The organism is Pseudomonas siliginis, assembly GCF_019145195.1.
In the GTDB taxonomy this organism is placed as follows: domain Bacteria; phylum Pseudomonadota; class Gammaproteobacteria; order Pseudomonadales; family Pseudomonadaceae; genus Aquipseudomonas; species Aquipseudomonas siliginis.
In genome coordinates, this window is sequence record NZ_JAHSTW010000003.1 from 377739 (window position 1) to 401746 (window position 24008).

Sequence of the window (24008 nt, forward strand, 5' to 3'; positions counted from 1 at the left end):
CAACGCAGTTCAATGTGGCAGCTAGCCCGCTCGCGAAGGCAATTTGGCAGGCACTTCACAGCTCTGGGCTCGTTCAGAACATCCGGCGTAGGCGCCCATGTGGGACGGTACGCAAAGTACGAAGTGTCTGACGCAGCCAAGGCAGATCATGCTTCCGTTTACGCGCTGCAAAGGGGGCTTTGGTCTTGCCGATGTGCACGGTGAAATCCCGTGCGAGGGTTTCTTCAGTGCCGATACCTTTGAGCTTTTTCAGCAGCCTGCCGTTTTTATAGAACAGCACTGTTGGCGTGCCCGTGACATTCGGGTGCTTGGGCGATTGGCTGGTGTTGAGCATATAGATGTTGGCGCGCAGTCGGTAAGGCTCGGCAATCTGCCGAAAGATCGGCCCGGCCCATTCGCAGGCGGGGCAGTGATCATTGGCGAAATACAGAATGACCGGGCGCCAGGTTTTCAGGGCTTTGCGGTAAACCGGGGCCAGCGTGGAGGTTGTGTTTGTGGCGTTCATCGAAGGGTCCTTTTCAACGAGCGGGTAGGCTCCTTGACGTTAAAGGAGTAGGGGCGTCGCGGTCTACTGTCAGAAATTACAGGTGGGGTGCGTAACCACGAGATTAATCCCACAAGAACGCCAGATAGACCTGACAACCAATGCGGGAACCTCACAAGAAACCGCGTGGTAACCTCAATGCATTGCGCCGAGCATCACTTGGAGTGCTATTTTGAGCACTAATCAGAGCACTTCAAGAGGCACAGTTCATGACGCACATTGTTCTTTCTCACGTCGTAGCGAGTATTTCCGAATTGAAAAAAAACCCTATGGGTACAGTGGCAGCTGGTGGAGGCCGGTCTGTGGCGATCCTTAATCGAAACGAACCGGCCTTCTACTGTGTTCCTGCCAAGGAATATGAAGCAATGATGGAGCGCCTGGAGGATCTGGAACTGATCGCCCTTTGCAAGGAGCGAGAAAACGATCCGACCATCAAGGTATCCATTGATGACCTATGAACTGGAATTTTCTGAAAAGGCTTGGAAGGAGTGGCGAAAGCTTGGGTCGGAGCTCAGAGAGCAGTTCAAAGATAAACTTGTTGAAAGGCTGGCAAATCCCCACGTTCCGGCGGCTTGTCTGAAAGGATTGAGTAACGCCTATAAAATCAAGCTTCGAAGCGCTGGATATCGGTTGGTCTATCGGGTCAGGGACGAGGTACTGGTCGTGACGGTGATAGCCGTCGCGAGACGGCAGGGTGGTGATGTCTACAGGCAGGCGCTAAAGCGCTGATACCGGGTCTTGTTCAACTGTCACCCTGATTCGCACCACAACGGCGCGATCTGACCCAAGTTGGGAACGCATTACCCCTTTCCTGGCTTTGTCAGGTGTTGCCTTCGCTCCTGGTCGGGCCAAACCCTTTGGTCGACGAACCATATCTTGTTGATTCCAAAAGCGTTCAACGCAGTTACAGATTTCGCGAGATTCCTGTGGCACACTTTCTGCTGTCTATTCCGTAGTAACAAACCGTATTCCGGTATAGCGGAATAAACACAATTGTGGAGTGCTTGCCATGCGTCGCCATCCTTCGTTGTTCAAAGCGTGTGTTTTTGTCCTTGCGGCTTCTTCCTCGGTCATGGGTCTGGCCCAGGCGGCCGACAGCAAGCTCGACAGTGTTCTCGCCCGTGGCAAGTTGATCGTGGGCACCGGCAGCACCAACGCGCCGTGGCACTTTCAGGGCGCGGACGGCAAGTTGCAGGGTTTTGATATCGACATCGCCAGGATGGTGGCCAAGGGACTGTTCAACGACCCGAGCAAAGTCGAGTTCGTGGTGCAGTCCTCCGATGCGCGGATCCCCAACCTGCTGACCGACAAGGTCGACATGAGCTGCCAGTTCATCACCGTCACCGCCAGCCGCGCGCAGCAAGTGGCATTTACCTTGCCGTACTACCGCGAAGGCGTCGGCCTGCTGTTGCCGAACAACAGCAAATACAAGGAGATCGAAGACCTGCAAGCGGCGGGCGATGACGTCACCGTTGCGGTGCTGCAGAACGTCTACGCCGAAGAACTGGTGCATCAGGCATTGCCCAAGGCCAAGGTCGACCAGTACGACAGCGTCGACCTGATGTATCAGGCCGTGAACTCCGGCCGTGCCGATGCCGCCGCAACCGACCAGTCCTCGGTCAAATACCTGATGGTGCAGAACCCGGGCCGCTACCGCAGCCCGAGCTATGCCTGGAGCCCGCAGACTTACGCTTGCGCCGTCAAACGTGGCGATCAGGACTGGCTGAACTTCGTAAACACCGCGCTGCATGAAGCCATGACCGGGGTTGAGTTCCCGACCTACGCCGCCTCCTTCAAGCAATGGTTCGGTGTCGATCTGCCGTCGCCCGCGATCGGTTTTCCAGTCGAATTCAAATGATCCCGTGAGAGTGGGGCGATGACCGTCGCCCCGCTCAAGGTACTGCTGACCATGAACTATCAGTTGAACTTTGCCGCCGTGTGGCGCGATTTCGACACCTTGCTGGCAGGGCTCGGGCTGGGCTTGCAGCTGGCGCTGGTGTCGATCGCCATCGGCTGCGTGATCGGCCTGCTGATGGCGTTTGCCTTGCTCTCCAAACATCGCGCCTTGCGGGTGCTGGCCTCGGTGTACGTCACGGTGGTGCGCAACACGCCAATCCTGGTGTTGATTCTGTTGATCTACTTTGCGCTGCCCAGCCTTGGCATTCGTCTGGACAAGATTCCGTCGTTCATCATCACGCTGTCGCTGTATGCCGGCGCGTACCTGACCGAAGTTTTTCGTGGCGGCTTGCTGAGCATTCCCAAAGGCCAGCGCGAAGCGGGGCTGGCGATCGGTCTCGGGGAGTGGCAGGTGAAGGCTTACATCACCGTGCCGGTGATGTTGCGCAACGTACTGCCGGCGCTGTCGAACAACTTCATTTCGCTGTTCAAGGACACCTCGCTGGCGGCTGCGATTGCGGTACCGGAGCTGACCTATTACGCGCGCAAGATCAACGTCGAGAGCTACCGGGTGATCGAAACCTGGCTGGTGACCACGGCGTTGTATGTCGCGGCCTGTTACCTCATTACCATGCTGCTGCGTTACCTCGAGCAGCGTCTGGCGATCCGCCGATAGGAGGCTGCGATGTACCAATCTCCCAGTTGGTTGCATGAATTGTGGCTCGCCCGCGAGCCGTTGTGGCAGGGCTTTCTGACCAGCGTGCAGGTCTCGGCGCTGGCCATTGTGTTGGGCACCATGCTCGGCGTGGTTGCCGGCCTGGTCCTGACTTACGGCAGATTCTGGATGCGCGCGCCGTTTCGGCTGTACGTCGATCTGATTCGCGGCACGCCAGTGTTTGTATTGGTGCTGGCCTGCTTTTATATGGCGCCGGCGCTCGGTTGGCAGATCAGTGCGTTTCAGGCTGGAGCCCTGGGCCTGACGCTGTTTTGCGGCTCGCACGTCGCCGAGATTGTCCGTGGTGCGCTGCAAGCCTTGCCGCGCGGGCAGATGGAGGCGGGGAAAGCCATCGGCCTGACGTTCTACCAATCCCTCGGCTACGTGCTGTTGCCTCAGGCATTGCGGCAGATCCTGCCGACCTGGGTCAATTCGTCGACCGAAATCGTCAAGGCTTCGACCTTGCTCTCGGTGATCGGCGTCGCCGAATTGCTGCTCAGCACACAACAGATCATCGCCCGAAACTTCATGACCCTGGAGTTCTACCTGTTCGCCGGTTTTCTGTTCTTCGTCATCAACTACGGCATCGAATTACTCGGCCGGCACATTGAAAAGCGGGTGGCCTTGCCATGACTCAAGCTCAAGTTGCTTCACAGAATCAGGCGTTGCTGGATATTCGCGGCCTGCACAAACAGTACGGCGCGGTGGAAGTGCTCAAGGGTGTCGACCTGAGCATGCAGCGCGGTAACGTCGTTACGCTGATCGGCTCCAGTGGCTCGGGCAAGACCACGCTGCTGCGTTGCGTGAACATGCTTGAAGACTTTCAGGGCGGGCAGATTCTGCTCGACGGCGAGTCCATCGGCTACGACGAGGTCAACGGCAAACGCGTGCGCCATGCGGAAAAGGTCATTGCCCGGCATCGTGCGATGACCGGCATGGCCTTCCAGCAATTCAACTTGTTTCCGCACCTGACCGCGTTGCAGAACGTCACCTTGGGCCTGCTCAAGGTGAAGAAGATGCACAAGGACGAAGCCGTGGTGCTTGCCGAAAAATGGTTGGAGCGCGTCGGCCTGCTGGAGCGGCGCAATCACTTTCCCGGTCAGTTGTCCGGCGGCCAGCAACAGCGTGTGGCGATTGCCCGCGCGATTGCGATGAACCCGAGCCTGATGCTCTTTGACGAAGTCACTTCGGCCCTTGACCCTGAGCTGGTCGGTGAGGTGCTCAACGTGATCAAGGGGTTGGCCGAGGACGGCATGACCATGTTGCTGGTGACCCACGAAATGCGTTTCGCCTTTGAGGTCTCGGACAAGATCGTTTTCATGAATCAAGGGCGAATCGAAGAGCAGGGGCCTCCCAAGGAACTGTTCGAACGCCCGCAATCGCCGCGTCTGGCGGAATTTCTCAAAAGCACGCGGTTTTGAATCTGCACTTTTGCAATCAGGAGAAACACCCATGAGCATTACGCGTTACGGCACCGGCAGCACCGCCGCCGGCGGCCAGCCTCGTCCATTCGCCCGCGCAGTCGAAGCGGATGGCTGGCTGCATGTGTCCGGCCAGGTACCGGCGGTGGATGGCGAGATCATCGTTGGCGGCATCGTCGAACAGACCCACCAGACCATGAAAAACCTGATCGCCATTCTCGAAGAGGCTGGTTATGGTCTTGAAGACGTGGTCCGCGCCGGCGTCTGGCTGGACGATCCACGGGATTTCAGCAGTTTCAACAAGGTCTTCGCCGAGTATTTCAAACCCGAACACGCCCCGGCGCGGGCCTGTGTGCAGGCGAGCATGATGGTTGATTGCAAGGTTGAGATCGACTGCATTGCCTACAAGAAGAAGGCCTGAAACAAGTGCAGCCCTCTTCGCGAGCAGGCTCGCTCCCACATTTGGAATGCGTTTTCCTGTGGGAGCGAGCCTGCTCGCGAAAGCGATGTAACAGGCGACACTGGACTCTCGGTAAACTCCCGGCGAAATTGAATGGAAATTACTGAAATGACCGAAGACACCATCAAGCGCCGGGCACGTGGTCTGGACCGGGCGTTCGATATCCTCGATTTTCTCAAGGAAATCGGCCAGCCCCTGCGCCCCAACGACATCGCCAACGGCATCGGCGGCCCGAAATCCACGGTCTACGAACTGGTCGCATCCTTGCTGGAACGGCGGATTCTGGAACCGGTGGGCAAGGACGGCCACGTCTATCTCGGCCGCCAGTTGTACTTCCTCGGCCAAGCGCATCTGCGCCATTTCGACCTCAGCCGCGAGGCCGATCACGCCTTGCAGGAGATCGTCAGCCAGACCCGCGAAACCGCGCAGATGTGCCTGCTCAACGGGCGCAAATACACGGTGGCGTTGATGAAGGAGGGCGAGCGGCATTTCCGCATTTCCTCCGATATTGGCGAAAACGCGCCGATCCCGTGGACCGCCTCCGGGCGCCTGCTGCTCGCGCACTTGAGCGATCAACAGATCATCGACCTGATCGACGAAGACGACTACATCCTGCCCGACGGCGAACGCCTGCCGCTGGAACGCTTTCTGGCGGAGATTCGTCAGGCCGGCAGCGATGGCTTCTTCTCCTTCGACAGCGTCGCCGACACCTTCACCCATTGCTTCGCCGCGCCGGTCAAAGACCCGCAGGGCGTGGCCATTTGCACGTTGTGCATCGTCGCCCCGCGCGCCGATGCGAAAAACAATTACAGCGACTATCGCCGGGTGCTGATCGAGAGCGCCAACAGCCTCGCCCGGCGGATCAACGAATAACCGTGGCTGCCTGCGGCCGCGACTGTGAGGATTGGACCATGACCACTGCCATCAACTCTGCCGTAGAAAAAGGCGACGCCGTCATCGGTGCGCAATTGACCCGCGACGTCAGCCTGCCGGCGCTGGTGCTGCACCGCGAGGCGCTGGAGCACAACATTCGCTGGATGCAGAAATTCGTCAGCGACAGCGGCGCCGAACTGGCGCCCCACGGCAAAACCAGCATGACCCCGGCACTGTTCAAACGACAGCTTGACGCCGGCGCCTGGGGCATCACCCTCGCCAGCGCCACCCAAACCCGCGCGGCTTATGCCCACGGCGTGCGTCGCGTGTTGATGGCCAACCAGTTGGTCGGTAAGCCGAACATGGCGTTGATTGCCGATCTGCTCGCCGATCCGACGTTCGATTTCCATTGCATGGTCGATCACCCCGACAACGTCGCCGACCTCGGGAGTTACTTCGCTTCGCGGGGAGTGAAGCTCAACGTGATGATCGAATACGGCGTGGTTGGCGGCCGTTGCGGTTGCCGCAGCGAGCAGGAAGTCATCGAATTGGCCAAGGCCATCGATGCGCAACCGGCACTGGCTCTCACCGGTATTGAAGGTTACGAAGGCGTGATTCATGGCGATCATGCGGTCCGTGGCATTCGCGAATTCGCCGCGTCGCTGGTTCGCCTCGCGGTGCAGCTACAGGACAGCGGCGCCTTTGCCATCGCCAGACCGATCATCACTGCGTCGGGTTCGGCCTGGTACGACCTGATCGCTGAATCTTTCGAAACCCAGAACGCCGCTGGCCGCTTCCTCAGTGTGTTGCGCCCGGGCAGTTATGTCGCGCACGACCATGGCATCTACAAAGAGGCGCAGTGCTGCGTGCTCGACCGTCGCAGCGACCTGCACGAAGGCCTGCGCCCGGCGCTGGAAGTCTGGGCTCATGTGCAGTCGCTGCCGGAACCGGGTTTTGCGGTGATTGCTCTGGGCAAGCGCGACGTCGCCTTCGATGCCGGTTTGCCGGTGCCGTTGTTGCGCTACAAGGCCGGCGTGGTGCCGGCGGCGGGGGATGATGTCGGCGCGTGCAAGGTCACGGCGGTGATGGATCAGCATGCGTTCATGACCGTGGCGCCGGGTGTAGAACTGCGGGTCGGCGACATCATTTCCTTTGGTACTTCGCATCCGTGCCTGACGTTTGACAAATGGCGGGTGGGGTTGCTGGTGGATGAGCAGCTGGCGGTCATCGAGACCATGGAGACTTGCTTCTAAGGCTTGAGATTGCGTTGCGGCGGCTATTCGCGAGCAGGCTCGCTCCCACAGAGGACGCATTTGAATGTGGGAGCGAGCCTGCTCGCGAAGACGCCCGCTTAGCCACCACTGAACCACCCGAGATCCCACCCGATGAAAATCCTCCGCAACACCCCACGCATCGCCCTTATCGGCGAATGCATGATCGAACTGCAACAACGTGCCGACGGCAGTCTGCAGCAAAGCTTCGGTGGCGATACCCTCAATACGGCCGTTTACCTGTCTCGCGCGCTGGGCGACAAGGCGCAAGTCGACTACGTCACCGCGCTGGGCGATGACAGTTTCAGTGACGCAATGTGCCAGATCTGGCGCAGCGAAGGCATCGGCCTCAATCTGGTGCAGCGCTTGCCTGGTCGGCTTCCCGGTTTGTACTGCATCCAGACCGACGCGAACGGCGAGCGACGTTTCCTGTACTGGCGCAACGAAGCGGCGGTACGCGATTGCTTCACTACCCCTGCGGCCGAGCTGATTCTCGCGGCCTTGCCGGACTACGACGTGCTGTATTTCAGCGGGATCACCCTCGCCGTACTTGGCATGCAAGGCCGTGCCCGCCTGATCAAGACGTTGAGCGAAGCCCGGCAGCGTGATGCGCGCATCGTGTTTGACAATAACTACCGTCCACGCTTGTGGGCTTCTGTGGAAGAGGCGCGGGCGGCGTATCGCAGCGTCTTGCCTTATGTCGATCTGGCGTTGCTCACCGTGGATGACGAACAGGCGTTGTTCGGGTTTGCCGATTGCGCTGAGGTGTTTGCGACGTATGCGCAGATTGGCACGCCAGAAGTGGTGCTCAAGCGTGGCGCCGAGGCGTGCCTGATTCGTTGTCAGGGGGAGGCGTTTGAGGTGCCGGCGCAAAAGGTCGACAAGGTTGTCGACACCACGGCGGCGGGGGATTCGTTCAGTGCGGCGTATCTGGCCCGACGCCTGCTCGGCGGCAGCCCGGCAGAAGCGGCGCAAGCGGGACATGAATTGGCCAGTCGGGTGATACAGGTGCCAGGGGCGCTGATCCCCAGGTAGTCAGAGAATGGCCGCTTGCTGCGCAATCGGTTCGCGAGCAGGCTCGCTCCCACAATGAAAACCCGGTCGAAATGTGGGAGCGAGCCTGCTCGCGAAGAAGCCCGGCAGCCAGTCGATCAATCGCGATAAAACACCTGCACCAGGTGATACCCAAATTTGCTCTTGATCGGCCCATGCACGGTGCGCAGCGGTTTCTTGAAAATTACCGCATCAATCGCGCCGACCATCTGCCCCGGCCGCACTTCGCCCAGGTCGCCGCCGCGTTTGCCGGACGGGCAGGTGGAAAATTTCTTCGCCAGCACATCGAACGCTTCGCCCTTGGCAATGCGCTGTTTGAGTTGTTCGGCCTCTTCGGCGGTTTTCACCAGAATGTGGCGGGCTTGGGCTTTCATCGTGCAATACCTGATAACGGGGTGACAGCGGGGCGCGCGATTATGCCTCAAGTCGCGGGGTCGGGTTGCTCAACTTGCGAATCTTGCTCGCCAGCACTTCAAGGACAAAGGGCTTGGCGACCATGTCCATGCCCTCTTCAAGGAAGCCCTGACGCTCGGCAGCAATCTGCGCGTAACCGGTCATGAACAGCACTTTAAGCCCCGGACGATGCTGGCGAGCAATCTCCGCCAACTGCCGACCGTTCATGCCCGGCAGCCCGACATCAGTGACCAGCAGATCGACGCGTTGCACGCACTCGAGCACGGGCAGGGCGTTCGTGGCGTTTTCCGCTTCGAAGGTTGTGTAGCCCAGTTCCTTGAGCAGATCGAGCACCAGCATGCGCACTGCCGGATCATCCTCGACCACAATCGCGGTCTCGCCTGAAGATGAAGCGGCAATCGGTTCGGCTTTCTCCACAGACGAGGATTCGGGCGTCGGCTCAAGCAAACGCGGCAAGTACAGACGTACGCAAGTACCTTGCCCCGGCACACTGTCGAGGCTGACATGGCCGCCGGACTGCTGGGCGAAACCGTAGATCATCGACAGCCCCAGACCGGTACCCTGGCCGATCGGCTTGGTGGTAAAGAACGGATCGAACGCCTTGGAACGGATTGATGGGGTCATGCCGGTGCCGTTATCGCTGACCGCTAGCATCACGTATTCCCCGGCCTTCACCGGCTCGAGAATGGTGGTGTCGCTGCTGTCGAGATACACGTTCGCGGTCTGGATCAGCAACGTGCCGCCTTCGGGCATCGCATCGCGGGCATTGATCACCAGATTGAGCAGGGCATTTTCCAGCTGGCTGACGTCGGTACTCACCGGCCACAAATCCTCGGGCAGGCGCAGTTGCAGCTCGATGGCATCGCCCTTGGTGCGGCGGATCAGGTCTTCCAGTGAATGCACCAGTTCATTGACGTGCAGTTGCTTGCGGTCCAGCGACTGGCGCCGCGAGAACGCCAGCAAGCGATGCGTGAGCGCCGCCGCGCGATTGGCCGATGACACGGCCGCTTCGGTAAAACGGCCGATCTCGTCGGCACGACCATTGGCGATGTAGCGCTGCATCAAGTCCAGACTGCCGATAATGCCGGTGAGCATGTTGTTGAAGTCGTGGGCGATGCCCCCCGTGAGCTGGCCGACGGCTTCCATCTTCTGCGCATGGCGCAAGGCATCTTCGGCGCGCTCGCGTTCGAACATCTCGTTCTGCAAACGCTCGTTGGCCTGAGCCAGTTGCTCGGTGCGCGCGCTGACCCGCTCTTCGAGGGTCTCGTTGAGATTACGCAGGGCTTCTTCGGTTTTCTTGCGCTCGGTCTCGTCGATGACAAAGATGTAGAAGCCGTTCACTGCACCGTCTGCGCCATGTCGCGGCAGATAATTCATGAGGGCATGACGGGTGCTGCCATCGCGGTGCGGCGTGTAGAAACTGAAGGAACAGGCGCGCCCGGCCAGCGCTTCGGCGATGTACGGCGCACGCAGGAAATACGCCTCTTCGCCGATGACTTCGCGAATCGTGCGCCCGTACAACTCCTGCGGTGTGAGGCCGTACCAGTCGAGATACGCTGCGTTGTTCAAGCGAAAACGTTCTTCGGCGTCGACATAGCTGATCAGGATCGGCATGGCGTTGATGATCAACTGCAATTCGGTCTGGCTCTGACGCAGCGCCTGTTCGGTGTGTTTGCGTTCGGTCAGATCCAGCGCCGCGCCGAGAAAGCGCATCGGCCGACCATGATGATCCTTGTAGCAACGCCCCCGCGCGAACACCCAGCGCAGCGTGCCATCGGCCTGCAACAAGCGATATTCCTCAGCGTACTCGGTGCCGTGGGTGATGCAGTGCTTGATGCCGCGCGCAACCATTGCGCGGTCTTCGGGGTGCACCCCGTGCATATATTCGCTGATCGGCAACTGCCCGGCCTTGCTCGGATCAACGCCATGCAGTTCGGCAAAATGCGCATCGGCAATGAATCGGTCTTCGCCAATGTCCCAGTCCCACGTTCCGACGGCGTCGGCGGCGGCAAGGGCCAGTTGCAGACGCTCTTCGGACTGGCGCTGAGCCTTGAGGCTTTCCTCGGAACGGCGCTGCAATTCCAGGGCAATGCGGCGGCGCTCGTTGGTCTCAATGGCAGTGATCAGAATTCCGGCGACCTGTGCGGTCTCATCGCGAATCGGACTGTAGGTCAGATCCAGCCAGAAATCGGTTTTTTTGCCGTCGCGCTGCACGCTGAAACGTTGCTCGCTGAAGCTGCGCACCTGGCCCTGCAGCACCGCTTGGTATATCGGCTCGGCAAAATCCCGCACTTCCGGCCAGATCTCATGGGTTGGCTGCCCGAAGGCTTCGGGATGCTTGCTGCCGGCGAGCAGGGCAAAACCATTGTTGTAGATCTGCGTGAGTTGCGGGCCCCATAACAGCAGCATCGGCATCGGCGAATGAATCACGATGTCCACCGCTGTGCGCAGGCTCTGCGGCCAGGTGCCGGCGGCGCCCAGCGGGCTGCGGCTCCAGTCCGTGCGGGCGATCAGGGCCTGGGCGTCATCGGTGGTGGATACAGCATTCATGTTTCAATCCTGAGCGTGGTTCGGTGAGACGGGGTCTATCATTGTTGCAGGAGCCGCGCCAAGCGTCGGCCAAATTTGCTCATTCAATGCTTCGCGGGTGCTTTCAGCCATGGAAATCGATGCACTGTTGTCAACATTGTCGCAAAAAAACGGCTCGGATCTGTTCCTCTCTACCGGCGCAGCGCCGAGTGCGCGCATTGATGGCGTGCTGACGGCGCTGAGCGATCAGCCATTCAAACCCGGCGAAACCGCGGCCATCGCCACCTCCCTGATGGACGCCGAGCAGCGCCGGGAGTTCGACCGGGATCTGGAAATGAACCTGGCAATCTCCCGAACGGGCGTCGGCCGGTTCCGGGTGAACATTTTCAAGCAGCGCAACGACGTTTCGATCGTCATCCGCAACGTCAAGGTCGACATCCCGCGATTCGAAGACCTGAAGCTGCCGCCGGTGCTGCTGGAAACGGTGATGTTCAAACGTGGCCTGATTCTTTTTGTCGGCGCTACCAGTTCGGGTAAGTCGACCTCCCTGGCGGCGCTGATCGATCATCGCAACCGCCACAGTGCCGGGCACATCGTGACCATCGAAGACCCGATCGAATATATCCATCGGCACAAGCGCTCGATCATCAATCAGCGTGAGGTTGGCGTCGATACGCGCAGCTTTCATGCTGCACTGAAGAACACTCTGCGCCAGGCACCGGATGTAGTGTTGATTGGCGAAATACGCGATCGCGAAACCATGGAGCATGCGCTCTCGTTTGCTGATACAGGGCATCTGGTGTTGTCGACATTACATGCGACCAACGCCAATCAGGCGCTGGATCGCATCATCAATATGTTTCCCGAGGAGAAGCGCGAACAGCTTTTGCAGACATTGGGCAACAACCTGAAAGCATTTGTCTCTCAGCGTTTGGTGCGCACTGTCGACGGCCAGCGCAGGGCGGCCGTGGAAGTGTTATTAGGTACGCCGACTGTTGCTGATGCGCTCCGTCGCAATGAGTTGGCTGAGTTGAAAAGTATCATGGAGAAATCCGAAGACTCAGGCATGCAGACATTCGATGCTGCACTGTTACAGTTAGTCCTTGCGCGTGTTATTACAGTAGAAGAAGCTTTGAAAAACGCGGATTCGACAAACAACTTACGGTTAGGTATCAAGCTTAAACTTGATTCTCCAATCAACGAAAAAGCATCGACAGGGGATTGGGGGTTGGTGGAGTAAGTTGTCGTGCCTGTAGATGGCTGAGCGGTCAGGTGATAGATGTTTGAAATCTAGACTAATACTTGGTTAGTTGTGGTTTCGCCTGTTTTTATTAGATTTGCGATCTCGATAGCAAGTCCATGTAAATAAACAGGTCAATAAAATGAAAAATCGATGTGGTGCAGGTGCTCTTTCCAAATTGAGCGCTGCCGATAATGTGCGTTGTTCTGCCGCAGATGAATTAGAACGAATGGCACTTCTAGGCCAGTTGAAAAGATTTCTTGTTGAAGCTCCGGAAGACGTTGCACGGGATATTTCAAACGACGACCAAAAGATCATCTGGCTCTCGCCTGAATCCTCTTTTGGACGTTTACAGAAACCGGCCAGCGAGATGCTTCAGGATCTGATGAGCTTACTCGGTTCTGGCACCTACAGTAGGGTTACGTCTTCGGGTGAAATTCACATATACGTTACTCATGAAGGGTGGGTGGATGTATCGGATAACGTCAAGAGTAATCCCGACGCGAATGAGAAGTTCGAGAAGTTAGTCGCTATTGCAGAAGGTCTTGGTGGATTCGTTCACCTTGATAACGCAGTGCTGTTGTCGCAGTGGTTGCGTTTTCACGGGTTCAACGTGCCGGATGACAGAGAAAAACTAGAAAGCTTGATTGGCTTTTTGGAGTGGAAGTGGCCTGAAGGAGATAATTTTGGTAATTACTGGGGGCAGATAACTGGGCTAAATGATACGTCGATCACCTTGACACCACAGCAGTGTGCAGAGATTCGCGCGGTGACGAGTAAACTTTTCCCTGCGAATGAGAATCTACTTAACACAATCTTCAGAAGCGTCAGACCGTATAACGTTACTACCGTTAATTGGGACAGCGCTAACGAGGTCGTTGCAATGCTGGTTCGTCATCCAGCGTCGCAGAAAATTGCCAAGGAATACGTCATTGCACTGGACTGGTGGGGGGCGAAGGATTCCGAGGAAATCAGTAGTGACGATCTAGCTCAGGTATTGCTCACTGCAATAATTTTGCAGTTGGATTCATCCATAGGCGTTGCTGGTAAGCGCAACTGCATTGGAACCTTTGATATATACGATTCGAGCACCATGGCTGATAGGCCGTTATATGCCATACGTGAAAATTTTGAAGCTTACCTTGTAGCAAAGGGCCATTCGCACTCGATTATTCCTCTCGCTTCCCACCTGCTCCTGGCTCATATAGCGCCTTGTCTCTTGGTTAAAAATCTGCCCCAAGAGCTTTACGCTGGCTCGATCGGCTGGGTGACGTTTTGCCAGGCGGTGAGCTTTATCGAGATCAATTGTCGAGGCGTCTCTCGCTTCATGACATATGAACAAGTCATGAAGTTTGCAAGCATGGAAACGGTCAGCCCGGTACTGGGGGAGCTGCAAGGTATTACTGCGATCGACCCTATCATTGACTGGGCATTGGTGAATGAAGTCATCACTCATGAGCAGCTGAACATGTCTGCTCTTACAGCAGCTCAAGACGCTTTAAATGCGTATAAAACGCACGTGGATGATATTGTTTTGGGAATCAAGGCATTTGGGGCGGCTCCGCCCAATCGAAAACGACTGGCGATGACTGCATTGAAGCAGGCGGTTGCTGATTTTGATGTTATTGAACAACCTCTTTTGCGTCCTGAGACTTATTCTGCAATGAGAGTGTCGATGCTTGATCTTCATATCGAAGGGGTGCTGGCGTCCGGAACATGGGATTGGAATAAAGAGCCCGGCATTTTTGATAAGTGTCCGCAGCTTTTGGCCTTGCCTGCCATCAAACCAGCATTCGAAGCTGAGCTCGTTAGCTATCACTGCAATATTCATAAGGCGATGGCTTCAAACATAAAGCTGGCGATAGCAGGAATGCCTCGAGCCGATCGAGATGTCTTTGCCTCAAGCAAGATCACGTTTTTTACTGTACGTCCTTCGGTTGCAGAGGTTTACTATCCGTCATCGGCTAATTATAACTTGGTCGGCGCGGGTAATCAGCCACCCAAAAATATCGAAGTTCAGCTCAAGAAAGACCAGGCGGTGGGGCGGTTCGGCGTAATTATGATAGCTTCCTTCGGGAATAATCAGACTTTATGCTACGAAATGTTTACCTTGCTGGGGGAGTGCAGAAGAAACGATGAGCTAGGCAAATTGATTATTTATACCCAAAAAATGAACATGCCTGGAAGGGTTGAATATACATGGAAGCCCAATGATGCATTTTTCCCTTTGCCCCCCACGCATAACGTTCCAACTGATTTCGATAGCTACATTGTCGGAAAAAAGCCGTCGCCGAATGCCTCTGGGATTATGGTTATAGAGAAACTTGGCACTGTTATCGCTCCGACTTCTGCGTCGCGGGGCGTTCGTAATCATTATCAGTTTTTCGTAAATGAGCACATCGAAAATATTGCCCAATTTGTTGTGAAGAACAGACCATTGGGCAGCCTCCAGGATTTCAGGGAAGTCTTCACCGAATACACTGATAAAGAGCGTGCGGAGAACACTTATAACCAGGTGCTGACGTATATTATTGACCTGTGTGTCCCGTTCAAGAAATGTATCGAAGACTTGGCTTCCGGAAATAGAAATCAGGTGGTTGACGGAATTTACGCGTGCACGATGGATGCTATCGGTATTTTCTTCACTGTACTGGGTGCCCCGGCTAAAATTCTGCATATCGCAGCCAAAACAGTTTCGTTGACGGCAAAAATCGGTAGCCTCGTCAAGTTTGGCATTTCTCTGACAGTCTCGACTTTCAATCCGATTGATGGATTGCCAACTGCTGGATACCAAGCGTCGAAAGCGTTGTTCAAAAGCGTCATGCATTTGGGCGCGTCGGGCGCAAAAGTCGTGGAATCTGCCGTTGTCCAGATGAGCAGACTGACCGGTACGGCGCGGGAATTTCACAAGCTGGCGAATGCTAGCGATGTTGGTTTCGGGAGGTGGCGCCCGCTTGGAAGCACCGCGTCTTCTTTCAATGTCTGTGCCATCAAGAAAAGCAGTGAGTGGTACGCGGCCAATCGGCTAGGTAAGCCGTGGGGAAAACGACTCGTCAATTTCGACCTGCAAGAGAAGTTTAGTCTGCCATTACTGCAGAAACCGGTTCCGGGTGTTTTTACAGCTCACATTCTCGAGCGCAGTCTGCCACTGGCCCGTTTCAAAATAGACAGCGCAATTGAAATGCTGGGTTCGCCGGCGCTGAATTTCAAAACCGACCCCGCGATTGGATTGTTTTTTGGCAGTACCGCGGCGGCGCGTGACGAATTGTCCAATCTGCTAAGCGCCATCAGGCTGGATTTCGGCGGAACGTCCGCCAGTAATTTCCTGTTGGATAGCCTGAAACTAGATGATGGCGTCATTGAGGTAAATCCATTCGATTACAGTAAATGGAAGAGCGCAGGAGCTACAGATAAAAAGCGTGTTCAGTACATGACGGTCAATACACGTAACTTCAACCAGCGATTCAGCCTGACAGGTTACGGCGAAATCGCTGATGACCTCATCCACGAAATGATTCGGGTCAACCCCGCCAAGACCAGTCTGATCACTGCCGAGGGGGCGACCCGAGATGGTAAGGTCGGTTTGGACGTGGCGCCCTTGCTAAACTTGGCAAAGGGACGCTTGCCCCGGTCTGAGCCTATCACTCGCAGTTTTCACGAAAGTGCTCAAGCGCTCCTCAATGCAGACTCGCTGATGCTCGTTATTGCCTTGCTCAGTTTATTGAAAACAAACGAAGCGTTGTTTTCGCTGAATCTCAGCATCATGCGCGCAGCGATCGAAGCCAGTGGAGATCAGCCCCTCACCGGTGAAGTTGTAATACAGCTGAATTGAGGCTGCGCCAGACGAAATTCAGTGTTGAATAACTTCGGTCATGGCCAGTTCGCGCCGATCCCGAAACTGTTCCAGCGCTTCGGGATTGGCCAGTGCGTCGGTATTTTTCACTGGCCTCCCATGCACGACATCGCGCACCGCCAGCTCCACGACTTTGCCGCTGATGGTGCGCGGTATATCGGTTACTGCGACGATGCGTGCGGGGACATGCCTGGGTGTGGTGTTGGCGCGGATCACTTCGCGGATTCGCTGTTCAAGCCCTTTATCCAGCTCGACGCCGTCGTGCAAACGCACGAACAACACGACGCGCACATCCTCCTGCCATTGCTGACCGATGGCGACGCTGTCCAGCACTTCACTGATTTTCTCGACCTGCCGATAAATCTCCGCCGTGCCGATGCGCACGCCGCCCGGATTCAATACCGCATCCGAGCGGCCATGGATCATCATCGCGCCATGGGGCAACTGTTCGGCGTAATCACCTTGTGCCCAGACGCCGGGGAACAGGCTGAAGTAGGACTGGCGGAGTTTTGTGTCGTCGGGGTCATTCCACAACCCGATCGGCATCGCCGGGAAATGCCGCGTGCAGACCAGTTCACCTTTCTCACCGACAACCGGCTGGCCAGCGTCGTTCCACACCTCGACGGCCATGCCCAGGCTCTTGCCCATGATTTCTCCGCGCCGTACCGCTGACAGTGGGTTGCCATTGACGAAGCACGAAACGATGTCGGTACCCCCGGACATCGAGGCCAGACACACCTCGGTTTTGAAGTCGCGATAAACGAAATCGTAGCTTTGCGGTGACAAAGCCGAGCCTGTGCACAGCAGGGTTTTCAAACTGCTCAAGTCATGACTTTCGCAGGGCCTGGCGCCGCTGCTTTCCAGCGTCGCGAGGAATTTCGGACTGGTGCCAAACACATTGATGCGTTCGTCGTCGATCAGATCGAGCAAGCGCTGATGGTCCGGATGAAACGGCGAGCCGTCGTAGAGCACCACGGCGCTGCCAACCGCGAGCGCCGAAACCAGCCAGTTCCACATCATCCAGCCGCAGGTCGTGTAGTAGAACAAGCGATCACCGGGACCGAGGTCGCAGTGCAAACCATGTTCCTTGACGTGTTGCAGCAGCACGCCGCCGGTGCTGTGGACGATGCATTTCGGCACGCCGGTGGTACCGCTGGAGTACAGCACGTAGAGCGGATGATTGAACGGCACCGGGGTGAAATCCGGTTCGCCGCCGGGTTTATAGAAGTCTTCCCAGAAGCAGACATCGGCTAGGGTTTGGTAATCCTCGATGCGCGCTTGCGGACGGGCGTACGGCACGATGATCAACTGCTGAAGTGACGGCAGTTGTGCAAGGATTTCGTTGAGCTTGGCGGTCTGATCCAGAGTTTTTCCGGCGTATTGATAACCGGCACAGGTGAGCAGCATTTTCGGTTCGATCTGGCCAAAGCGATCGATCACGCCGTGGGTGCCGAAGTCTGGCGACGAGCAGGACCAGATCGCGCCGAGGCTGGTGGTGGCCAGCATCGCCACCAGGGTTTGCCAGGTGTTGGGCATGCAAGCCGCCACGCGATCACCCCGACCGACGCCCGCAGCGCGCAGGCTCGCCTGAAACCCGGCGACCTGTTCGGCCAACTCGGCCCAGGTCAGTTGTTCGCGCTGACCATTCTCTGCAACTGCGATCACGGCCACGGCATCGTCGCGGCGGCGCAACAGGTGTTCGGCGAAGTTCAGCGTCGCGCCCGGGAACCACTCGGCGCTGGGCATTTCTGCACCTTCACGCAAGACGGCGTCCGGCTGAGTGTGGAAGCGGATGTCGAAGAAATCGACGACCGCCTGCCAGAACGCCGGGCGCTGATCGATGCTCCATTGGTGCAGGGCAGGGTAGCCGTCGAGATTGAGCGAATGCCGCTGATTGATATCGCGCCGGAAGGCATCCATACGCGAACGGGCGATACGCTGGGCGTCGGGTTGCCAGAGGATGTCGGACATGGGTTTGCCTCTTCTTATCTGATTCGTACAGGCCAGGGATATCATTCCCTGTGGGAGCGAGCCTGCTCGCGAAAGCGTTGTGTCAGTATCCCGGACTGTGTCTGATACACCGCATTCGCGAGCAGGCTCGCTCCCACAATGGCCAGGTGTTTATTGCGCCAACCACCCACCATCAATATTCCACGCCGCGCCGCGCACTTGGCTGCCGGCTTCGCTGCATAAGAACAGCACAAGCTCACCCAGATGCTGCGGTGTGACGAACTCCAGCGAAGGCTGTTTTTCCGCCAGCAGATCATGCTGCGCCTGCTGCGGATCGACACCCTTGGCCGCGCGATCGTCGATCTGCTTCTGCACCAGCGGCGTCAACACCCAGCCCGGACAGATCGCATTGCAGGTGACATTGCTGGTCGCGGTTTCCAGCCCGACCACTTTGGTCAGGCCGATCACGCCATGTTTGGCAGCAACGTACGCGGCTTTGCCGGTGGAGCCGACCTGGCCATGCACCGAGGCGATATTGATGATGCGCCCCCAGTTCTTGCGGCGCATGCCCGGCAGGCTCAACCGCGTGCTGTGGAATACCGATGACAGGTTGATCGCGATGATCGAATCCCAGCGCTCAACAGGAAACTCTTCTACGGCCGCAACGTGCTGAATGCCCGCGTTGTTGACCAGAATGTCGACGCCGCCGAACTCGCGCTCGGCGTAGGCGACCATGTCGGCAATCTGTGCCGGGTCGCTGACATCGGCGGGATGATGGCCGACCTTGCCGCCGAACTGAGCGACTTCGGCGATCACCTTCGAGGCATCGCCGAAGCCATTGAGAATCAGGTTGGCGCCAGCTTTCGCGAGAGTCAGCGCGATGCCCAGGCCGATACCGCTGGTGGAGCCGGTCACCAAGGCTGTCTTGCCGGAAAGAGTGGTCATGAATACCTCACACAATGCCAGTGGCGTAGAAAGTGCCGATCACCACGAAAACCGCGAGGGTCTTGATCAGCGTAATACAGAAAATGTCTTTGTAGGCTTCGCGGTGGGTCAATCCGGTCACCGCCAGCAGGGTGATCACCGCGCCGTTGTGCGGCAGGGTGTCCATGCCGCCGCTGGCCATCGCGGCCACGCGGTGCAGCACTTCCAGCGGGATATTGGCCGCGTGCGCCGCGCTGATGAACTGCTCGGACATCGCCGCCAGCGCAATGCTCATGCCGCCCGAGGCCGAACCGGTGATACCGGCCAGCAGCGTTACGGTGATCGCTTCGTTGACCAACGGATTGGGAATCTGCTTGAGCCAGTCGGCCAGCACCAAAAAGCCCGGCAGCGAAGCGATTACCGCACCAAAGCCGTATTCAGACGCTGTGTTCATGGCCGCGAGCAACGCACCGCTGACTGCGCTTTTGCTGCCTTCGGCGAGTTTGCTTTTGATCGCCTTGAAGCCGAACGCCAGGACCATGAGGATGCCGACCAGCAACGCCGCCTGCACCGCCCAGATCGCCGTGAGCTTGGCGATTTCGGTAGTGACCGGCGCGGCCATGCCCGGCAGCGCGAGGCTGTGCGTCTTGCCGTACCACTGCGGAATCCACTGGGTGAAGAGCAGGTTCATGATGCCCACGGCCAGCAATGGCGACAGGGCAATCCACGGGTTGGGCAGTTTCAGGTCTTCGGCAGTTTCCGGTTCGTTGCGCAGTTCAGTGCCGTAGCCTTCGCCGGCACGTTGCGCCTTGTTGCGTTGGCGCTGCAGAAACAGCATGCCGGCGCAGAACACGAAAATCGTGCCGATCACCCCCAGCCACGGCGCCGCCCATGCGGTGGTGTTGAAGAAGGTGCTGGGAATGATGTTCTGGATCTGCGGCGTGCCGGGCAGGGCGTCCATGGTGAACGAGAATGCACCGAGGGCAATGGTCGCCGGGATCAGGCGTTTGGGGATATTGCTCTGGCGGAACATCTCCGCTGCAAACGGATAAACGGCGAAGACAACGACGAACAACGACACGCCGCCGTAAGTCAGCAGGGCACAGACCAGCACGATCACCAGCATCGCTTGTTTGGTACCGAGCAGGCGAATCGCAGCGGCCACGATCGAGCGTGAGAAACCCGACAGCTCGATCAGCTTGCCGAACACCGCGCCGAGCAGGAATACCGGGAAATAGAGCTTGATGAAACCGACCATCTTGTCCATGAACACCCCGGTGAACGCAGGGGCAACGGCGGACGGATCGGTCAGCAGCACCGCGCCGAGAGCGGCGATCGGGGCGAAGAGGATGACGCTGTAGCCACGGTAAGCGGCGAGCATCAGCAGCGTCAGGGCTGCCAAGGCAATGATCACACTCATGGTGTGTCTCTCCAGGATTGTTATTTTTGTGGGTGGAACGGGTACGGAGAGTGGGTTAGCGAGATTTGTGCCAATCTTCTAACTGGTTGAAATATAAGGAAATTAGATCAGAGTCGCGTTCTGGGAGCTGTTTTTGTCTCTTAATTGAGATTTTCTTTGAATGGGTCGGCGCCTTCGCGAGCAGGCACGCTCCCACATTTGACATGGATTTCCCTGTGGGAGCGAGCCTGCTTGCGAAGCTTTTGTTTTGTCTTCATGCAGAGACTCGATATCTCTTTATGTAGACTCTGCGATCCCCAGCGCAGCCATTTTCTTGTACAGCGTCGACCGCCCCAGCCCCAGCCGAACCGCAGCCTCCGGTACATTCCCCGCGCATTGCGCCAGGGTCGACTCGATCAACTGCCGATCAAACCGTGCCCGCGCCTGTGCAAATGTCTCCCCAGCGGAGGCTTGCATGCTCGGCTCGGCCGTCCGCTCAACCGGAGTTAAGGTGCCAATCGCCCCGCGAATATCCTGCTCGGTCAGCATCAGATCATCACTGAGCAACGCCGCCCGCTCCAGCACGTTGCGCAACTCACGGATGTTGCCCGGCCAGGCATGCTGGCCGAGCAACGCCAGCGCATCGCGGTGCAGTTCATGCTGGCTGCGCAGTTCTTCGAGAATCGCCTCGCTCAGCGCCGGCAGATCATCGAGACGTTCACGCAGCGGCGGCACCTGGATCGGCAGGACATTGAGGCGGTAGTACAAATCGGCGCGAAACTCGCCGCGCTTGATCGCCGCCTGCAAATCCGTCGACGTCGCGGCGATAACCCGCACATCGCTCTGAATCACTTCATTGGAGCCGACCGGCTCGAACTCCTTTTCCTGCAACACGCGCAACAGTTTGCTTTGCAGCGGTAGCGGCATATCGCCGATCTCATCGAGAAACAGCGTGCCACCCTGAGCGATTTGTAATTTGCCGGTGCGGCCCTTGCGGTCAGCGCCGGTAAAGGCGCCGGGTGCCGTGCCAAAGAACTCGGCTTCCAGCAGCGCCTCGGGAATTGCCGCGCTGTTGATGCTGACGAAGGCTTTGTGCGCACGTGGCGAAGCGCTGTGAATGGCTTGGGCAAGCAACTCCTTGCCGGTGCCGGTTTCTCCCAGCAGCAACACGGGCGAATCAGCGCTGGCGCTTCGTCGCGCACGTCGTTTGACTTCGAGGCTGGCAGCGCTGGTACCGATGAAGTGGGCGAAGTTGTATTTGGTCTGCCGCGCACGCAGCAGCGAGCGGGTCGAGGCCAGTTCCTCCTGCATGCTCAGGTAACGCTTGAGCATCGGCGACAGCGTGCGCAACTCGTCGAACAGAGCGAAACCGATGGCGCCGATCACGCTGCCGGCGTCGTCGTGGATCGGCAGGCGCATCACCACCAGCGGCTCCTTTGGCGTGTCCTGCATGTCCAGCAGAATCGGCCGACCGGTGCGCACCACCTCGCGCAGCAGGCTGCCGGGGATCACGCTTTCGCAAGGCTTGCCGATAGCGCCTGCCGCCGATTCGAGACCAAAGCGCCGGGCATAGCGTTCGTTCATCCAGACGATGTTCGCATCGCGATCGACAATCACCGTGCCCTCACTGGATTGCTCGATGATCTCGAACAGCGAACGGATCGCCAGAGTGCGGACTCGTTGGTAGTCCTTGAGGCTTTCGGTGGTGTTCATCTGACGGCTGATCCGGAATTTGGGTTGTTGATGCGGGCCTCTTCGCTGGCAAGCCAGCTCCCACAGGGTTCTGGGTCGTTCACACTTGTTGTGTACACCGCAGCCCCCTGTGGGAGCTGGCTTGCCAGCGATGGCCGCAACTCGATTTCAAGTCGATCGGAAATTATGCCTACCCCGAATGCGCCGCCGCCAGCAGCTCTTTGGTGTAGGGATGCTGCGGGTTGTCAAACACGTCGTGACTGGCACCACGCTCGACCACCTGACCGTCCTTGATCACGATCATGTCATGCGCCAACGCGCGCACCACCGCCAGATCATGACTGATGAACAGGTAGGTCAAACCGTATTTCTCCTGCAGATCACGGAGCAGGGCGACCACTTGTTTCTGCACGGTGCGGTCGAGCGCAGAGGTCGGTTCGTCAAGCAAAATCAGCGCCGGTTTCAGCACCAGAGCCCGGGCAATGGCGATGCGTTGGCGCTGGCCACCGGAAAACTCATGGGGATAACGGTGGCGGCTCTCGGGGTCGAGGCCAACTTCCTTGAGCACGCGAATCACTTGCTCATCACATTCATTAGCGGTCGACTCGCAATGCACTTCCAGACCTTCGCTGATGATCTGTGCCACCGACATGCGCGGGCTGAGGCTGCCAAACGGATCCTGAAACACCACCTGCATCTGCCGCCGCCACGGCCGCAGCTGTTTTTGATTGAGGCCATCCAGCGCTTCGCCCTGAAAGCGAATGCTGCCCTCGGAGTCCAGCAAACGCAGGATCGCCTGACCCAGCGTCGACTTGCCCGAACCGGACTCGCCAACAATGCCCAAGGTCTTGCCGCGCTGAATATTCAGACTGATACCATCGACAGCGCGCAGATACTGCTTGCGCCTGAACAGTCCGCCGCTGACCTGGAAATCGACGCGCAGGTCAGCTACCTCCAGCACATTTTCACGTTCGTCACGGGGCAGGGCTTCACCTTCCGGCTCAGCGTTCAACAGCACGCAGCTGTAAGGGTGTTTGGGTTCGGTGAACAGGATTTCGCAGGGTGCCTGCTCGACGATCTCGCCAGACTTCATCACACACACCCGCTGCGCGATGCTGCGCACCAGATTGAGATCGTGACTGATCAGCAGCAGCGACATGCCCAGGCGCTGTTGCAGGGACTTGAGCAGCAAGAGAATCTTGCGTTGCACGGTGACATCCAGCGCCGTGGTCGGCTCGTCGGCAATCAACAACTCCGGTTCGCAGGCCAGGGCCATGGCGATCATCACCCGTTGCCGTTGCCCGCCAGAGAGCTGATGCGGATAGGCTTTCAGGCGTTCCTTGGGCTTTTGAATGCCGACCAGTCCGAGCAATTCGAGAATGCGCTGCTGCGCTTGCTTGCCGCCTAGGCCGCGGTGCAGCAACAGGGTCTCGCCGATCTGCTTTTCGATGGTGTGCAGCGGATTGAGCGAAGTCATCGGCTCCTGAAAGATCATGGCGATGCGATTGCCGCGCAGTTCTCGCAAGACCTTCGGATCAGCACCGAGCAACTCCTGCCCGCGATAGCGGATGCTGCCACGGGTTTGCGCCTCGCTCTCAGGCAGCAGTTGCAGGATCGAATGCGCGGTCACCGATTTCCCCGAGCCCGATTCGCCCACCAGTGCCAGGCACTCACCGGGGCGGATATCCAGGCACAGGTCACGCACCACAGTCTGACCATGGAAGGCGACATTGAGGTTGCGGATTTCAATCAGGTTTTCAGTCATGGTCACGCT

Annotated in this window: 20 protein-coding genes; 12 read left to right on the forward strand and 8 right to left on the reverse strand. The window is 57.9% G+C overall.

What is annotated here, in order from left to right; translation table 11 throughout:
* Positions 1–73: 73 nt before the first annotated feature.
* The gene (locus tag KVG87_RS09085) at positions 74–505 is read right to left on the reverse strand and encodes a thioredoxin family protein (RefSeq protein WP_076563196.1); all 432 of its coding nucleotides are present in this window, start codon (positions 503–505) and stop codon (positions 74–76) included.
* A gap of 248 nt (positions 506–753) precedes the next feature.
* Between KVG87_RS09085 and KVG87_RS09090 the strand changes: the two genes are divergently transcribed.
* From KVG87_RS09090 to kdgK, 10 genes are all read left to right on the forward strand, one after another.
* Positions 754–1002, forward strand: coding sequence for a type II toxin-antitoxin system Phd/YefM family antitoxin (locus KVG87_RS09090; protein WP_039758605.1), 249 nt, complete (start codon positions 754–756; stop codon positions 1000–1002).
* Positions 992–1273, forward strand: a complete 282-nt coding sequence (locus tag KVG87_RS09095; protein WP_217850324.1) for a type II toxin-antitoxin system RelE family toxin — start codon at positions 992–994, stop codon at positions 1271–1273. Before KVG87_RS09090 ends, KVG87_RS09095 begins: the two co-directional genes overlap by 11 nt.
* Before the next feature lie 280 nt (positions 1274–1553).
* Complete coding sequence (locus KVG87_RS09100; RefSeq protein ID WP_041478710.1) at positions 1554–2402, forward strand: transporter substrate-binding protein; 849 nt, start codon at positions 1554–1556, stop codon at positions 2400–2402.
* Between the two features lie 51 nt (positions 2403–2453).
* Positions 2454–3116, forward strand: coding sequence for an amino acid ABC transporter permease (locus KVG87_RS09105; protein ID WP_217850474.1), 663 nt, complete (start codon positions 2454–2456; stop codon positions 3114–3116).
* Positions 3117–3125: 9 nt separating this feature from the next.
* Positions 3126–3788: an amino acid ABC transporter permease gene (locus KVG87_RS09110; protein WP_041478712.1), complete on the forward strand. Its 663-nt coding sequence runs from the start codon at positions 3126–3128 to the stop codon at positions 3786–3788.
* Entirely contained in the window at positions 3785–4576 is a 792-nt protein-coding gene (locus tag KVG87_RS09115) for an amino acid ABC transporter ATP-binding protein (protein WP_217850326.1), read from the forward strand. Before KVG87_RS09110 ends, KVG87_RS09115 begins: the two co-directional genes overlap by 4 nt.
* 31 nt (positions 4577–4607) lie before the next feature.
* Entirely contained in the window at positions 4608–4997 is a 390-nt protein-coding gene (locus KVG87_RS09120; protein WP_016774497.1) for a RidA family protein, read from the forward strand.
* Between the two features lie 147 nt (positions 4998–5144).
* Positions 5145–5909, forward strand: coding sequence for an IclR family transcriptional regulator (locus KVG87_RS09125; protein ID WP_217850475.1), 765 nt, complete (start codon positions 5145–5147; stop codon positions 5907–5909).
* Between the two features lie 38 nt (positions 5910–5947).
* On the forward strand, positions 5948–7162 hold the full coding sequence (locus KVG87_RS09130) for an amino acid deaminase (protein ID WP_122507101.1): 1215 nt from the start codon (positions 5948–5950) through the stop codon (positions 7160–7162).
* Between the two features lie 132 nt (positions 7163–7294).
* A complete protein-coding gene (gene kdgK, locus KVG87_RS09135) occupies positions 7295–8215 on the forward strand; it encodes a 2-dehydro-3-deoxygluconokinase (RefSeq protein WP_217850328.1) in 921 nt (306 codons plus the stop codon).
* Between the two features lie 116 nt (positions 8216–8331).
* Here kdgK and KVG87_RS09140 read toward each other — a convergent pair whose 3' ends face one another.
* The gene (locus tag KVG87_RS09140; protein ID WP_007912322.1) at positions 8332–8607 is read right to left on the reverse strand and encodes a peptidylprolyl isomerase; all 276 of its coding nucleotides are present in this window, start codon (positions 8605–8607) and stop codon (positions 8332–8334) included.
* A gap of 40 nt (positions 8608–8647) precedes the next feature.
* Positions 8648–11197, reverse strand: a complete 2550-nt coding sequence (locus KVG87_RS09145; protein WP_217850330.1) for a PAS domain-containing hybrid sensor histidine kinase/response regulator — start codon at positions 11195–11197, stop codon at positions 8648–8650.
* A 109-nt stretch (positions 11198–11306) separates the two neighbouring features.
* On the opposite strand from KVG87_RS09145, the gene KVG87_RS09150 reads away from it, so the two are divergent.
* On the forward strand, positions 11307–12416 hold the full coding sequence (locus tag KVG87_RS09150) for a PilT/PilU family type 4a pilus ATPase (protein WP_217850332.1): 1110 nt from the start codon (positions 11307–11309) through the stop codon (positions 12414–12416).
* A gap of 142 nt (positions 12417–12558) precedes the next feature.
* Positions 12559–16248, forward strand: a complete 3690-nt coding sequence (locus tag KVG87_RS09155) for a hypothetical protein (protein ID WP_217850333.1) — start codon at positions 12559–12561, stop codon at positions 16246–16248.
* Between the two features lie 18 nt (positions 16249–16266).
* Here KVG87_RS09155 and KVG87_RS09160 read toward each other — a convergent pair whose 3' ends face one another.
* The 5 genes from KVG87_RS09160 to KVG87_RS09180 form a co-directional block, all read right to left on the reverse strand.
* Positions 16267–18240, reverse strand: a complete 1974-nt coding sequence (locus tag KVG87_RS09160) for an acetoacetate--CoA ligase (protein WP_217850334.1) — start codon at positions 18238–18240, stop codon at positions 16267–16269.
* Between the two features lie 150 nt (positions 18241–18390).
* Positions 18391–19164: a 3-hydroxybutyrate dehydrogenase gene (hbdH, locus tag KVG87_RS09165; RefSeq protein ID WP_071172267.1), complete on the reverse strand. Its 774-nt coding sequence runs from the start codon at positions 19162–19164 to the stop codon at positions 18391–18393.
* A gap of 7 nt (positions 19165–19171) precedes the next feature.
* A complete protein-coding gene (locus tag KVG87_RS09170; RefSeq protein WP_016774505.1) occupies positions 19172–20563 on the reverse strand; it encodes a GntP family permease in 1392 nt (463 codons plus the stop codon).
* Between the two features lie 276 nt (positions 20564–20839).
* Positions 20840–22255: a sigma-54 interaction domain-containing protein gene (locus tag KVG87_RS09175; RefSeq protein ID WP_217850335.1), complete on the reverse strand. Its 1416-nt coding sequence runs from the start codon at positions 22253–22255 to the stop codon at positions 20840–20842.
* A gap of 169 nt (positions 22256–22424) precedes the next feature.
* The gene (locus KVG87_RS09180) at positions 22425–23999 is read right to left on the reverse strand and encodes an ABC transporter ATP-binding protein (RefSeq protein ID WP_217850337.1); all 1575 of its coding nucleotides are present in this window, start codon (positions 23997–23999) and stop codon (positions 22425–22427) included.
* Between the last annotated feature and the right edge of the window lie 9 nt (positions 24000–24008).